Genomic DNA, 13209 nt, shown 5'->3' with positions numbered 1-13209 from the left:
GGCATCGACGGGTCGCGGGGCGCTCCCTGAAAGGGTGGAACGGGCTGCCAGCAAGACAATCCGGCACGACGAGCCAGTCCTTTTCGCGGGCTGCTCCGTGCTCGGTCGGCCTTGCCGTGGGCCGGTACAGACTGCCCTGCCGTCGCGGTGCGCGGTGCGCGGTGCGCGGTGAGGCGGATTACGGGGCCCGAATGTCTCACGTGTTGGTGCGGGAAGTCCGGGTGTCGTCGGTCCGGTAGGCGACATGCTCAGCAACTGAGACCACACCGTCGACGCTCCGGCACAGCCGTTCGATGATGGGGATCAGGCTCTTGAACTCGACGGATCCGCCGAGCACGACCTGTCCCTGGCGTACTTCGACCGTCACCTCCGAGGGGGCCAGACCCATTGGCCGCTCCAGTACGTCCCGGTTGATTTCCTCGTAGATGGCGTCGTCACGGCGCAGGAAGACCCGCAGCAGGTCACGACGGCTGACGATGCCCAGCAACTTGTCCGTCTCGTCCACAACGGGCAGCCGTTTGACGTTCTGCACCTCCATGAGGCGGGCAGCCTCGACCACGGTCCACTCCGGACGCGCACACACCGCGGGAGCCGACATCAGTTCCTCGGCCCTGGCCCCCTCGGCCTTGGCCCGCTCCCACGCCTCCAGATGCGGAATCGATGTCCGGCCCGACGGATCGACCTGGTCGGAAGACTTGCGCAGCAGGTCGGCCTCGGACACGACACCCATGGGGCGATCCAGTTCATCGACCACGGGTACCGCTGTGACATCGTTCTCTGCCAGCAGCTTGACGATCTCTTTGAACGGCAGGTCACGCCGTGCCCGGACGACGTCTCTGGTCATGAGCTCTGCGACCGATCGGTGGTGCATGCGGCTTCTCCTTTCGGGATGTGCCGGCTGGTAATGGTCATGTGCCGAGCGGGTCAGGACCTGTCGCCCGCGAGCCGCGCAGGTGACCCGGCCCGACTCGCCGGTGGACCAGTGGGACCAATACCCAGCCCCCTCGGCCCTGCGGAATCACGGCTTCTCGTCCCGTGCGGTGACACGTCATGCGTGGCACGTTGGGTACAGCAACATGATGAGGAAACGGCGGCGATCATGCGAGCTCACCTCGGCGATCAGCTTGTTGTCGAAAGCCCGGCCACCGGCGCCAGCAGGCGCGACGGCGAGATTGTCGGACTCCACCATGAGGACGGAACCCCTCCCTACGACGTGCACTGGTCGGATACCGACCAGGTGACGCTCGTGTTCCCCGGGCCCGACGCCCATATCCGGCACCTTGAGAACCGGCCCGGCAGATCCCGCGAGCCGTCCCGGCCGGGCATGGCCGAGGACGGTGCCAAGTCCGGCAAGGTCCGGCTCGACGGGGCACCCAACCCCGGCGACATCGGCCGGCGCGTAGCCATGGAGCGCGAGCGACAGGGGCTCAGCCGCGCAGAAACAGCCCGCCGCGCCAGAATGGCGCCGGACTACCTGGCCTACCTCGAACAACGGCCGGCTGACCCGAGTCCGGCGAGTCTCATCAGCCTGGCCGACGCACTCGGCACCACCGCCGCAGCCCTGCGCGGAGGCGGCATTGATCTGCCACCCGGCCGGGGCCAGGCGCTCCTGCACCCCCGGCTGCAGGACCTGAACCCCGACGAATGCCGCGCCCGGCTCTCCACACACGGCGTAGGACGCATCGCGGTGTCGACACCCGATGGCCCGGCGGTCTTTCCAGTGAACTACGAAGTCATCGATGACACGATCGCTTTCCGGACCGCGCCTGACTCAGTGCCTGCGACAGCCGGGGGAACAGATGTCGCATTCGAGGTCGACCACGTGGACGAGACCATGAGCCAGGGCTGGAGCGTGCTTGCCGTAGGCCCTGCGCGGATCGTCACAGAGCCCGACGCACTGCGGCAGCTTGCCGACCGCGCCCATACCACGCCCTGGGCAGGGGGCGAACGCAACACATGGGTGTCGATCCGGCCCACGCGCCTCACAGGGCGGCGCATCAGTCCGGCTGATCAGTGACCGACAGCGGACTGCCGCGACGCCCGGCGGGCATTCCACGACCACGATCCAGTCCTGACCGCACAGTGGTCCCGACCAATGGGCCCACCGACTCGCGCAGGCAGGCTTTGGCGATCCAGGACGCTGCTCGCCAACGAACACGTAACAGCGCTGGTCTACGGCGCGTGGCCGTGGCGCTTTAATCTGCCTCCAGGGCAGCCTTGACTTTCATGTACGGCTGATTTCGACCGAGTCATGCCGTACGCCGAACTCGACACCCGTTCCGGCGGTCTCAGCGGCACGCGAGGACCACTAGTCTGCCCTAGCCCGCGCATCCGCAGGGACAGCTGAAAGCCCAGCGTCCGTGTGGCCTGCTCGACCACGGTCGCCGTCCGAGCACGCAGCCCCTGGCCGGCCCGGCCCGAGTCACGGACACGGAGGCCGAAGATGGTGGACCGAATGATCTTGATGGTCTCGTCCAGATCATCCACCGCACGCAGCAACCGCTCGCTCACCTCTAGCTGATCCACGAGCCTCACCACGCTCTGCAGCGCCATCCCCGTCGCGAACAGCCGCCGAATGGCCAAGTCGTGCAGATCTCGTTGACCGGTCGGGCACCCATCCGACGAGCTGCGAAGAGACCGCTGCACGTCAGTGCGGGCCGATCGGCCCAGTCCAGGGCGACAGCGATGTTACCGCCGTGGACACTGATATGGGGATTCACCTTAAGGAGCTCTCGTGGCGGCGTTCAGGGACTTCCTGATGCGTTTCCGTCCGACCGGCTCGCCGGGCCCGGCGGCGCCTACGGGTGTGCCCGCAGATCGTTCGGCGGACCTCTCAGCCGAACTGGTCCCAGTGCTCTCTCGCCTGGAGCAGGCCGAGACCGAGGCACAGCGGATCCGCGAGGAGGCCGCTCAACAGGCGGAACAGAACCGGCGGGCCACTACCGACAAGGCCGAGAAGATCGTGAGGAGGGCCCGGATCCGCGCCCGTGAGGTACGGGCGGAGAGCGCCGCGCAGGCCAGCGGCCTGGCCAAAAGCGAGGCGGCGCGCTGTCTTGCGGAGTCGGAGCACGAAGTCGCCCTGTTGCAGCGCCGAGCGCAGCAACGCATGGCTTTCCTAGTCAACAGCGTGGTGGCGGACGTCGCGCAAGTCGGCGCCTCCGCTGTGCCCGCAGGGGGACTCTCCGGGGGGAGGTCCCGGTGGGAGCGGGATGGGTCGCGGGAGTGACCCGGGCCAGAGCCATGGTGTCGCGCCGCCTAGGAACCCGTGCCGCCCGGGAGGTGGCTGCAGCGGCGACGCTCGATGACGCCCTCGGGCACCTCGCGGCTACGGCGTACCGGCGCGGCCTCGACACGGAGGCCGGGCTGGCGGCCGCCCAGCGCTCCGTCGCAGCGACTCTGCTGTGGCATCTGCGAGTGCTCGCGGGCTGGCTGCCGCGTCGGGGGGCGGGTGTAGTCCGCGTGCTGGCGTCCGGGTTCGAGGTCGCCAACGTGGACGCGTACCTGCGCGCGCTGTCGGGCACGCATGCCGACGGGCCCGGCCCATATCGGCTCGGCGGGCTGGCGACGGCCTGGCCTCGGCTCGCCGAAACCAGGTCTCCGGCCGAGCTGCGGAGCGCGCTGGCCAGCTGTGCGTGGGGCGATCCGGGGGACGACTCGGCGGCGGCGGTGGGCGTCGGCCTGCGGATCTCGGCCGCCACCCGCACGGCGGGCGCCGTGCCCGAGGCGGTGTCCTGGGCGGGAGGGCGCCTTGCTCTGCTGGTCGGCCGCGAGCTGTTCATTCACGGTCGTCGGCTGACGGAGCCGTCCGCTCGGCGCGCTGCCCGGGTCCTCGGCTCCGGGGCCCTGCACGCCGGGGCCTTCGCCGAATTCCGTCGGCAACTGCCGGGCACGGCGCGCTGGGCGGTGGACGCTGTCGAGGAGCCGGCCGACCTCTGGCGGGCCGAGGCGCACTGGTGGACGCGGGTCGAGCAGGACGGCTCCGCGCTGCTGACCGGTTCACGGCTGGACGCCACGCCGGTTGTCGGTGCGGTCGCATTGCTCTCCACTGACGCCTGGCGGGTACGGGCGGCGCTGGAGTCGGCTGCACGGGGCGGCGGGCCGCTGGAGGCGTTCGATGCGCTGGTCTGAGGCCGCGAAGCCGGTTCCCATGCAACGGGTGGCGATCATCGCGCCGCGCGAGGCACTCCGGGAGACTCTGGTGAGGCTCGCGGACGCCGGGTGCGTCGAAATCGACCGGTCCGAGGGCGCCGGGCAGGGCGAGCGTGGACCGGCCGCGCGTCGGCTGCAGCGTCTGCGCGCCGAGCCGCCAAGAGCGGCGCTCTCCGCTGCCCCTCCCGACCTCGACGCCCTGGAACGCGAAGGCCACGCGGATCTGCTGGCGGGCGAGGCGCAACTTGAGGAGCATTTCGTCAGCGCCGTACGACGCGGAAATGTGGTGGCGCTGGCCGGCTGGTGCCCGGCCACCCAAGTACCTGCGACGGCCGCACGGTTGGTCGATATCGGCAGTGTCCTGGTGCCGTTGAAGCTACCGCAAGGCGTCGACCCGCCGACCCTGTTGCGCAGCAGTGGACCAGTGCATCGTTCGTTCACGCCACTGGTGCGCACCTACGGGACAGTGCCGTACGTCGATGTCGACCCGACGTGGCCGGCCGGGATCGCGTACGTGGTGATGTTCGGCATGATGTTCGGCGACGCGTGGCACGGTGCTCTGCTGCTCCTGATGGCGCTCCTGCTGCGTAGCGGCCGCCCCCGGAGGCTGGTGCAGCTCCGTGCGATGTGGCCCTTCGTTGCGGGAGCCGGGGGCACGAGCATGGCATTCGGCTTCGCCTACGGGGAGTTCTTCGGGCCGACGAAAGTCCTTCCCGTACTGTGGGTGGCCCCTCTGGACCACCCCGAACGGCTGCTCACGGCTGCCGTCGCAGTCGGCGTGGTGCTGCTCGCGCTGGCGTACGTCGCGGGGATCGTCAACCGCTGGCGGGAGGGCGGCCCGACGCGGGCGTTGTACGCGGTCTCAGGCATCGCGGGTTCGGCCCTTTTCCTCGGACTCGCCGGCCTCGCCGCGGGTGGGTATCTGCACCACACGCTCCTCATTCTCACGGGAGCCGTGATCGCGGCCGGCGGTCTCGTGCTGGCAGCCTCGGGACTGTTCGCCGCTTCGGGCGGCGGGGTCCCCGGTGCGACGCAGACTACGATCCAGCTCTTCGACGCGGTGGTGCGGATCTTCTCCAACACCGTCTCCTTCGCACGGCTGGCCGCCTTCGGGCTGACGCACGCGGCGCTCGGCGACATCGTGTGGAGAGGAACGACCGCGCTGGCCCACGCGGGTCCGGGCGGGCTGATAGGAGCTGCGGCCGTCTTCACCGTCGGCAATGCCCTTGCGTTCTCTCTGGAGGCGCTGGTCGCGGGCGTACAGGCCCTGCGACTGGAGTTCTACGAGCTGTTCTCCCGGGTCTTCGAGACCTGGGGCCGTCCCTTCCGCCCTTGGCATGTGTCCACGCAACGTACGGAGGTGGCACCGTGATTGCCTGGCTCATCGCCCTTCCCGTCCTCGCGGTGATCTTTCCCGTCACCCGCCGACTGGCGCGGCGGCGCGGCCGTGCCGCCCTTCGATTGATCATCGCCGCTGACGCGCTGCTCTTCGGCGGCGCACTGGCGCTGCTCATGGTGGCGCTCAACGGCGGCGTCGCGCGGGCGGCATCCAGCACGGCTGCCGAGTCCGGAACCAACTCCGCCGCTCTGATCGGCGCCGCGATCGCGGTCGCCGGGGCCTCGATCGGTGCGTCGATCGCCGTCGCCTACACCGGAGCGGCGGCGCTGGCCGCCATGAGCGAGCGCCCCGAGCTGTTCGGCCGGGCCATGGTCATCGTCGGACTCGCCGAAGGAATCGCCATCTACGGGCTGGTCGTCGCGGTCCTGCTGCTGGGCAAGGCCTGACCATGGGGCACGTGGCAGCCATCGGGGAACGGGTACGGGTGGCCGGGCTGTCGCTGGCCGGGGTGAAAGTCCTGATCGCCGAGGATCCCGAGGCGGTCCGGCGGGCCTGGCGGAGCCTGTCTGGCGAAGTCACGCTGGTGATCGTCACCCCGGCCGCAGCTGAGATGCTCGGCCGGATGGCGTTGGAGAGCACGCGACCGCTGACCGCAGTGATGCCGGCATGACGACACCAGCCGCTGGACAGACAGACGCCCTAGCGACGGTACGCGCCGAGTTGCTGCGCTCGGCGCGGGCCGACGCCGAAACGCTGCTCGCCCAGGCTGCACGCGACGACGAGGCGGTGCTCGACCGCGCGAGGGCCGAGGCCGAGGAGATCGTGGAACAGGCCCGCCGCGAGGGTGCGGCCGAGGGCGCGGCCGCCGGAGCCGCCGAACTGCTACGGGCCCGCCGGAGCGCCAGGTCCCGCGAACTGGCCGTCCGCCGGGAGGCCTACGAGGAGCTGCGCCGCCAGGTGACAGAACGCGTCCGGGCCCTGCGGCACACCACGGACTACCCCGGTGTACGCGACCGGCTGGAGCGGCGGGCCCGGCAACTCCTCGGCCCTGACGCCACCGTCACCGAACAGCCCGGCGGCGGGGTGGTCGCCCACGCGGCCGGGCGGATGGCCAACTTCACCCTTGACGCCCTCGCCGCCCGCGCGCTCGACCGACTGGGTGCAAACACGGAAGCCCTGTGGACGCCGTGACCGGCTCGCCCCGAGCCGATGCTCGGATCCTGCGGGTCGCGGGGCCGCTGGTCGAGCTGGAGCACACCGGCGGCACCGCCATGAACGACCTGGTCTCCCTCGGAGAGGCCGGGCTGCCCGGCGAGGTGGTGGCGATCACCGACGACGTGGTGACGGCCCAGGCTTACGAGTACACCGGTGGGCTGGCCCCCGGGCACCGCGCCCGCCCCCAGGGCGGCCCGCTGTCGGCACGCCTCGGCCCCGGCCTGCTCGGCGGGATCTTCGATGGCCTGCTCCGCCCGCTGTCAGGCAGCGAAGACTGGCTGCTGCCCGGAAGCGGAGGGGACCGAACCGATGGGCGTACCTGGTCCTTCTCCCCTTCCGTGGCAGCCGGCGATCAGGTGACGGAGGGGCAGGTACTCGGCGAGGTACGGGAGGCGGGTCCTGTGTGGACGCGGATCCTGGTACCGCCCGGCTGCGCCGGTTCGGTAGAGGAGATCGTCCAGGAAGGGGGCTACCCACAGGATTCGGTGCTGGCCGTCGTCGGCGGCGCCCAGGTACGGATGACCACCGACTGGCCGATCCGTCGGCCACGCCCTGTGCGTGAACGCCTCGACGCCCGCCAGGCGCTCAACACCGGCCAGCGCGTGATCGACCTGCTCTTCCCCGTAGCGCGGGGCAGTACGGTCGCCGTCCCCGGCGGTTTCGGGACCGGCAAGACCATGCTGCTCCAGCAGATCGCCAAATGGTGCGACGCAGACGTCATCGTCTATGTCGGCTGCGGCGAGCGCGGCAACGAGATGGCCGATGTCATCGTCGAACTCTCCGAGCTCGTAGACCCCCGCACCGGAGGCCGGCTGGCCGAGCGCACGGTGGTCATCGCCAACACCTCCAACATGCCGATGATGGCCCGCGAGGCCAGCATCTACACCGGTGCCACGGTCGCCGAGTACTTCCGGGACATGGGGCGAGACGTCGTGGTCATTGCCGACTCCACGTCGCGATGGGCCGAAGCGCTGCGCGAATTCGCCTCCCGCACCGGCGCTCTGCCGGCCGAGGAGGGCTATCCAGCGGGCCTCGCCTCGGCGATCGCCGCCTTCTACGAGCGGGCCGGTGCGGTGACCACCCTCGGCGGGGACCTGGGCTCGGTCACCGTGATCGGCGCGGTGTCCCCGCCCGGGGCGGACATGGCCGAGCCGGTGACCGCCCACACCGAGCGGTTCGTGCGCTGCCTGTGGACGCTGGACCGCGAACTCGCCTACGCCCGCCGCTACCCGGCGATCTCCTGGGCAGGCTCCTTCTCCCGCGACGCCGACGTGCTCACAGCCGGGCACGCGGAGGCCGGCGACCCGGCCTGGCACGGCAGGCGGGCCGAAATCAGCGCCCTGCTGGCGGAGGCCGACCGGCTCACCGATCTCGTCGACCTCATCGGCATCACCGCACTCCCCGACCAGGAGCGCATCAGCGTGCTCGGCGGCCAACTTGTACGCGAAGCGGTCCTCCAGCAGAGCGCCCTTTCCGACCAGGATGCCTACTGCGGCCCGGAGAAGGCATCGGCTCTGGCCGAAGCCGTCCTCACGGTCGCACGGTGCCGGGAACTGGCCGAGGCCGGTGTGCCGGCAGGCTCCATCGAGGAGGCGGACTTCAGCCCCCTGCTGCGCGCCCGCGAGGAAGTCGACCCGCACGACTCGGCGGGCGTGGCCCTGCGGCGGGACGCCGTGCTCGCCGTACTGCAGGAGCTGATGTGACCACTTGGGGCGAAGTCGAGTACACGGCCATCCGTGAGCTGCGCGGCCCGCTCGCCGTCGTCGAAGAAGTGAGCGAGGTCGGCTGGGACGAGTTCGTCCGGATCACCCTGGAGTCCGGCGAGCAGCGACACGGCCTCGTACTGGAAGTGGACCGCGAAGTCGCTGTCGTACAGGTCCTGGAGGACACCGCCGGCATGGATCCCTCACGCGTGCGGATGGCCTTCGCTGGAGGGCCGCTGCGCATCCCGGTCGGCCCCGGCTGGCTGGGCCGGGTCTGTAACGGCCGCGGCGAGCCGGCCGATGGCGGGCCACCGATCTTCGGGCCCACCACTGCGGCCGTCGGCGGCACTCCGATCAACCCGGTGCGGCGGGAGCCGCCCGGAGAGCCGGTGCTTACCGGTGTCGCCGCTGTCGACGGTCTCACCACCCTGGTGCGCGGGCAGAAGCTGCCGGTGTTCTCCGTTGCCGGTCTGCCCCATCTGGAGCTGTCCGTCCAGATCGCCGCCCAGTCCACCACCGGTGGAGAGCCATTCTGCGTGGTCTTCGCCGGTATGGGGCTCACCCATGCCGACGCCTCCTTTGTCCGGGACGCCCTTGAGGAGCGCTCAGCCGCCCACGAGCTGGTGCTGCTGCTCAACATGGCCGACGACCCTGTCATCGAACGGATCCTCACCCCGCGCCTGGCACTCACCATCGCCGAGAACCTCGCATTCGACGGTGGCAGGCACGTCCTCGTGGTGATGACCGACATGACCAGCTATGCCGAGGCGTTGCGCGAGGTGTCCGCGGCGCGCGGCGAGATCCCGGCCCGTCGTGCCTACCCCGGTTACCTCTACAGCGACCTCGCCTCCCTGTACGAGCGCTGCGGACGGATCCAGGGCCGGCCCGGCTCCGTCACTGTCCTGCCGGTGCTCACCATGCCCGCCGGCGACATCACCCACCCGGTTCCCGATCTGACCGGGTACATCACCGAAGGCCAGATCGTGCTCTCCCGCGAGACCCACGCCCAGGGTGTCTACCCGCCTGTGGACGCGCTCTCCTCGCTCTCCCGTCTGATGCGCAAGGGCGCGGGCCCTGGCCGCACCCGCGACGACCATCTAGATGTCGCGGCGCAGTTGCTGGCCGCCCTCGCCCGCGCCCGCCAGGTCCGCGAACTCACCGACCTGGTCGGGCGGGCGGCCCTGAGTCCGACCGACCGCCGGTACCTGGAGTTCGACCGGGCCTTCCTGCACCGCTTCGTGGACCAGCGACCCGACGAACTGCGCACCCTCGACCAGACCCTGGACGGTGCCTGGCAGGTGCTTCTCACCCTCCCCCGCAGTCAGCTCGCCATGCTGCCGACCGCCCTCCTCGACGCGCACGGACCGGGACCATGAGTACCTTTCGAGCTCCGCCCGGGCGTGCCGGACGCCTGCGTCTGCGGCACAGCCTGGACATCGCCGAGCGCGGCGCGGACCTCCTCGAACAGAAGCTCCGCATCCTGCACGCCGAGCACCAGCGTCTGCAACGGGCCGAGGAGGCAGCCGCACGTGCGTGGCACGAGTGGCTGCGGGAGGCCGAAGCCTGGCTGCTGCGCGGACTCCTGCTGAGCGGTGAGGGAGCCCTGGAAGCGGCAGCAGAGGCACTGGACCCCACCGATATCGAGGCCCACTGGACCAGTTTCATGGGCGTCCGGTACCCGACGAACGTCTCCTGCACCGTGCCCGACCGCTCACCCACCGCAGCCGCCCCAGCCAACACCGCCCTGGTACACGCTGAGGCCGCATACCGGGAAGCACTCCGGGCGGCCGCCGAGCACGCCGCCGCCGCTGCCGCCATCCGCATCATCGGCGCGGAGGTGCTGAGCACTCGTCAGCGGGTCCGCGCCTTGCAACGCCACTGGATCCCAAATCTGCGCGAGGCACTCACCCATACCGAGCTCGCCCTGGAACAGAGCGAACACGAAGACGCCGTACGACGACGCTGGGCCTCCAGCGCGCTGCGGGAAGAAAAACGGCGCTCGCAATGACACACCGTCTGTCCCCGGACGGACCCCGCAGGGCATGCCGGACGGACCGAGGTCGGCGTAGCGGACATGGCCCTTTGTGCATCCAGGCAGATCGCACAGGGCGGCGTTGGTCACGATGCCCCGTTCAGGCAGATCGCGGAAACCATACGGCAGTGGCGGACCAGCGCCCTGCCGGTGCTACCGGCCGAAGGCCGCGCCGTCGGAGCCGTATCCGGCACGGCATCCCCCGGAAGGGACTGCGCGTCGCCCCCGACTACACGATGGCTTCCGAGCGCCCCGCGTGGGTCGGTTCGCTGACAATCTCCGTGGACGTCCCGGAACTGTCCCCGCCCCGCGCCAGGGCGTTCCAGGCGGTGATCTCACACTGCACCGTCAAGAACACGCTCGAAGTCCCTCCCGAGATCACCATCACGCTGGGCGACAGCTCGGGTACCCGGTCGAGCGAGAGCCCGGACAACGAGTGCGTGGACCGCGTGCCTGCAGACGGAAATCGGGACTCCGGCGTCACCCTGTGACAGGGTTCAGGTGATCGATCACTTCGGTCACGTCGTCAATGTCCTTGATCTCCGCGAGGAGCCGCGGGACATCGGCTTCCGCCATCCGGCCACTGACGTCCACCACGCCGTTGCGCACGGTGACCTCGACGGTGCTCCGAGCAGCCGGGAAGTCTTCGGCGAGGATCCTCGACTCAATCTCCTCGCGGATCCCGGCATCATCGCGTATCAGCGCGTTGAGCAGTGCGTTCCTGTGCACGACACCGATCAGGCGGCCCTCATGGTCCGTCACCGGCAGGCGCTTGAGACGCGACAGGGACGCGAGCCAGGTGGCTTCGGCGACGGTCGAACCAGGGAACACGGTGACGGCGGGAGTGGTCATCAGCATCTCGGCGGTCTCGGCACGGGCCTTGTCGTGCAGCCGCCGTTCCCTCAGCCTGCCGATCGCGCCGGGTTCGTATCCGGACGCCTCGACCGCGGCCTTCGCCAGCAGGTCGGACTCCGACACCACGCCCATCACCCGGTCGTCGGCGTCGATCACCGGCAGGGACCCGACGTGTTCACGGGTCAGGCTCCGGCGATGTCCAGGAACGGCATGTCGCCCTGCACCGATGCGGCCGGTACGTCCATGACGTCACGGACCAGCAGAGGCGCGGGTTCGGCACCGGACACGGGCTCGGCGGACTGCTTCAGCCGCCCGGCTGGAGCCGACTCGGGAGCGGTCGGGCGCCGTGCCGCCGCCTGCTTGGCGGACACCCTGGCCACTGTGCCAAGGTAGCGCAACAGCATGTCCTGCCGTAGTGGTTCGTCGGGCCTCCATACCTTCCCCGGCACCGCCCGGCGGGCTTCGGACCCTGCCGCGATGTTCTCGCGCTCAGTCATGGTGGGCTCCTCGCTCTGGCCGAGCTGGCCTCCGTTCCCAGTCTTCCGCCGCCGGGGCCGGCGCCAAGGGCCGGTTGGCCCATGCGGGCCGACGGACGGCCCCAACAGGACAGGAAACAACAGACTGCCACCAGGCGGTGAAACTGAAGGAAGGAGCGAAGGACAGGAGGACTGTCGTGGTGAGGCTCTGGGACTTCCTCACAAGATTCCGCCCCACCGGCACTCCGGGCACAGCCGTCACGGGTGTGCCCGCCAACCGTACGCCGAGCAGCTGTTGATGGAGGGGGATCCGGAGCGGGTGCTGGAAGGTTTGGCTCTGGCGTGCTTCGCGTACGGGGCCCGCAGGAGTGTGGACCGTCTCCCGGGGCGGTGAAGCGTATGCCCGGCGCGGGGCACCTCGGCCGCCTGCGCGGCTTCCTGGACAAGGAGCTCGGGACATGAAGTCCCTCATCACCGGCGCGGGCCGCGTGGGCTCACAGATAGATCGCCCAGGTCCTCGCCGCCGCCCGCGACGACGTCACCCTCGGCGGCATCGCCGAGAACCGCATCGCCGAACTCGAAGGCTGCCTGCCCGTTCGCCTCGTAGACGAGGGCGCCTGCGAACCCGCCCTCCTCAACCACCCCGGCACGCACACCACGGCCGGGCGGAGACCGAACACTCACCACTGGGACGTACCCGAGGGCCGTCTCTTCGGGCAGGACCGGGGCGTCGCCACCGGTGGTCACTTCGCGGCGCAAATGACCTCGACGAAGTGGCCCACCTGCTCCTCCGGCAGGCGACGCGCGAGGTCCGCCTCGCTGATCATGCCGACCAGGCGATGGTTCTCGATGACCGGCAGCCGCCGGATCTTGTGCTCCTCCATGGTCCGCAGAACGTCATCCGTGTCGGCCGCGGCGTCAATGCTGATCGGCTTGCCCTGCTCGAGCATGCCTGCGGTCATGCTCTTCGGGTCCTTGCCCTTGGCGAGGCACTTCACCACGATGTCGCGGTCGGTGATGATCCCGTGGAGCCTGTCGTCCGGCCCGCAGACCGGGAGGGCTCCGACGTCCAGCTCACTCATCCGGCGCGCCGCGTCCTCCAGCGTCTCGTTCTCCTGGATGCAGTTTGCACCGGCGTGCATGATCTCCCGTGCAATGGTCATAGCCGTCTCCTTCGAGCCTCAGAATCTACGCGGGCAGAGCCCATAGGTTCGGGCACGCCCAGAATCGGACCTCCTTGAAGCCAGTGTGGATTCTTCGTATCCCGTACGCATGCCGGCGAAAAGGAGCCACCACTTGAGCCCTCGCTGCGAGAAGGTCAATGGTCAGGTCACGGCTGCCGCTGTACGGCCCGACCGGATGCGGCTGGCCGGACCGCCTCCGGCCCTGGGGTGACCGACGAGGGACCGAACAGCCACCGTGTGGACACCAGAGGGCCCG

The 13209-nt window shown here is 70.0% G+C and carries 17 protein-coding genes; 11 read left to right on the top strand and 6 right to left on the bottom strand.

Annotated elements, in window-relative coordinates:
- Positions 1 to 196 precede the first annotated feature (196 nt).
- Positions 197 to 871, bottom strand: a complete 675-nt coding sequence (locus ACZ3IC_RS24415) for a CBS domain-containing protein (RefSeq protein ID WP_467419157.1) — start codon at positions 869 to 871, stop codon at positions 197 to 199.
- A gap of 228 nt (positions 872 to 1099) precedes the next feature.
- Here ACZ3IC_RS24415 and ACZ3IC_RS24410 point away from each other — a divergent pair, with 228 nt between their 5' ends.
- A complete protein-coding gene (locus tag ACZ3IC_RS24410; RefSeq protein WP_467419255.1) occupies positions 1100 to 2017 on the top strand; it encodes a pyridoxamine 5'-phosphate oxidase family protein in 918 nt (305 codons plus the stop codon).
- A 155-nt stretch (positions 2018 to 2172) separates the two neighbouring features.
- Here ACZ3IC_RS24410 and ACZ3IC_RS24405 read toward each other — a convergent pair whose 3' ends face one another.
- The gene (locus ACZ3IC_RS24405; protein WP_467419156.1) at positions 2173 to 2646 is read right to left on the bottom strand and encodes a histidine kinase; all 474 of its coding nucleotides are present in this window, start codon (positions 2644 to 2646) and stop codon (positions 2173 to 2175) included.
- 88 nt (positions 2647 to 2734) lie between these two features.
- On the opposite strand from ACZ3IC_RS24405, the gene ACZ3IC_RS24400 reads away from it, so the two are divergent.
- From ACZ3IC_RS24400 to ACZ3IC_RS24355, 10 genes are all read left to right on the top strand, one after another.
- Complete coding sequence (locus ACZ3IC_RS24400; RefSeq protein WP_467419155.1) at positions 2735 to 3226, top strand: hypothetical protein; 492 nt, start codon at positions 2735 to 2737, stop codon at positions 3224 to 3226.
- A gap of 53 nt (positions 3227 to 3279) precedes the next feature.
- A complete protein-coding gene (locus ACZ3IC_RS24395; protein ID WP_467419154.1) occupies positions 3280 to 4128 on the top strand; it encodes a hypothetical protein in 849 nt (282 codons plus the stop codon).
- Positions 4115 to 5521, top strand: a complete 1407-nt coding sequence (locus ACZ3IC_RS24390) for a V-type ATPase 116kDa subunit family protein (RefSeq protein ID WP_467419153.1) — start codon at positions 4115 to 4117, stop codon at positions 5519 to 5521. Before ACZ3IC_RS24395 ends, ACZ3IC_RS24390 begins: the two co-directional genes overlap by 14 nt.
- Positions 5518 to 5934 (top strand): ATP synthase subunit C, encoded by a 417-nt coding sequence (locus ACZ3IC_RS24385; protein WP_467419152.1) that lies wholly within the window; start codon positions 5518 to 5520, stop codon positions 5932 to 5934. Before ACZ3IC_RS24390 ends, ACZ3IC_RS24385 begins: the two co-directional genes overlap by 4 nt.
- 2 nt (positions 5935 to 5936) lie before the next feature.
- Positions 5937 to 6158: a V-type ATP synthase subunit F gene (locus tag ACZ3IC_RS24380; protein WP_467419149.1), complete on the top strand. Its 222-nt coding sequence runs from the start codon at positions 5937 to 5939 to the stop codon at positions 6156 to 6158.
- On the top strand, positions 6155 to 6679 hold the full coding sequence (locus ACZ3IC_RS24375; RefSeq protein WP_467419148.1) for a hypothetical protein: 525 nt from the start codon (positions 6155 to 6157) through the stop codon (positions 6677 to 6679). Before ACZ3IC_RS24380 ends, ACZ3IC_RS24375 begins: the two co-directional genes overlap by 4 nt.
- Positions 6667 to 8406, top strand: coding sequence for a V-type ATP synthase subunit A (locus ACZ3IC_RS24370; RefSeq protein ID WP_467419146.1), 1740 nt, complete (start codon positions 6667 to 6669; stop codon positions 8404 to 8406). Before ACZ3IC_RS24375 ends, ACZ3IC_RS24370 begins: the two co-directional genes overlap by 13 nt.
- The gene (locus tag ACZ3IC_RS24365; protein ID WP_467419144.1) at positions 8403 to 9782 is read left to right on the top strand and encodes a V-type ATP synthase subunit B; all 1380 of its coding nucleotides are present in this window, start codon (positions 8403 to 8405) and stop codon (positions 9780 to 9782) included. The genes ACZ3IC_RS24370 and ACZ3IC_RS24365 overlap by 4 nt, the downstream gene beginning before the upstream one ends.
- Positions 9779 to 10414, top strand: coding sequence for a V-type ATP synthase subunit D (locus ACZ3IC_RS24360; RefSeq protein WP_467419142.1), 636 nt, complete (start codon positions 9779 to 9781; stop codon positions 10412 to 10414). Before ACZ3IC_RS24365 ends, ACZ3IC_RS24360 begins: the two co-directional genes overlap by 4 nt.
- A 152-nt stretch (positions 10415 to 10566) precedes the next feature.
- Entirely contained in the window at positions 10567 to 10929 is a 363-nt protein-coding gene (locus ACZ3IC_RS24355) for a hypothetical protein (protein ID WP_467419140.1), read from the top strand.
- Here the strand turns inward: ACZ3IC_RS24355 and ACZ3IC_RS24350 are convergent.
- From ACZ3IC_RS24350 to ACZ3IC_RS24335, 4 genes are all read right to left on the bottom strand, one after another.
- Positions 10919 to 11449, bottom strand: a complete 531-nt coding sequence (locus ACZ3IC_RS24350) for a CBS domain-containing protein (protein WP_467419138.1) — start codon at positions 11447 to 11449, stop codon at positions 10919 to 10921. The genes ACZ3IC_RS24355 and ACZ3IC_RS24350 overlap by 11 nt on opposite strands.
- Before the next feature lie 26 nt (positions 11450 to 11475).
- Complete coding sequence (locus ACZ3IC_RS24345) at positions 11476 to 11790, bottom strand: hypothetical protein (RefSeq protein ID WP_467419136.1); 315 nt, start codon at positions 11788 to 11790, stop codon at positions 11476 to 11478.
- Positions 11791 to 12240: 450 nt separating this feature from the next.
- The gene (locus tag ACZ3IC_RS24340) at positions 12241 to 12453 is read right to left on the bottom strand and encodes a hypothetical protein (RefSeq protein WP_467419134.1); all 213 of its coding nucleotides are present in this window, start codon (positions 12451 to 12453) and stop codon (positions 12241 to 12243) included.
- A 59-nt stretch (positions 12454 to 12512) separates the two neighbouring features.
- The gene (locus tag ACZ3IC_RS24335) at positions 12513 to 12932 is read right to left on the bottom strand and encodes a CBS domain-containing protein (RefSeq protein WP_467419132.1); all 420 of its coding nucleotides are present in this window, start codon (positions 12930 to 12932) and stop codon (positions 12513 to 12515) included.
- Positions 12933 to 13209 lie beyond the last annotated feature (277 nt).

It is taken from the genome of Streptomyces sp. NPDC002958 (genome assembly GCF_055563255.1).
Note: the sequence above shows the minus strand (reverse complement) of the source record. Positions and strands in the feature narration are given on the sequence as shown.

Bases quoted from the DNA above. Each gene is read 5' to 3' on its own strand.
- ACZ3IC_RS24345 (WP_467419136.1), bottom strand. From the start codon at position 11,790: ATGACTGAGCGCGAGAACATCGCGGCAGGGTCCGAAGCCCGCCGGGCG.
- ACZ3IC_RS24375 (WP_467419148.1), top strand. From the start codon at position 6,155: ATGACGACACCAGCCGCTGGACAGACAGACGCCCTAGCGACGGTACGC.
- ACZ3IC_RS24380 (WP_467419149.1), top strand. From the start codon at position 5,937: ATGGGGCACGTGGCAGCCATCGGGGAACGGGTACGGGTGGCCGGGCTG.
- ACZ3IC_RS24360 (WP_467419142.1), top strand. From the start codon at position 9,779: ATGAGTACCTTTCGAGCTCCGCCCGGGCGTGCCGGACGCCTGCGTCTG.
- ACZ3IC_RS24410 (WP_467419255.1), top strand. From the start codon at position 1,100: ATGCGAGCTCACCTCGGCGATCAGCTTGTTGTCGAAAGCCCGGCCACC.
- ACZ3IC_RS24415 (WP_467419157.1), bottom strand. From the start codon at position 871: ATGCACCACCGATCGGTCGCAGAGCTCATGACCAGAGACGTCGTCCGG.
- ACZ3IC_RS24390 (WP_467419153.1), top strand. From the start codon at position 4,115: ATGCGCTGGTCTGAGGCCGCGAAGCCGGTTCCCATGCAACGGGTGGCG.
- ACZ3IC_RS24335 (WP_467419132.1), bottom strand. From the start codon at position 12,932: ATGACCATTGCACGGGAGATCATGCACGCCGGTGCAAACTGCATCCAG.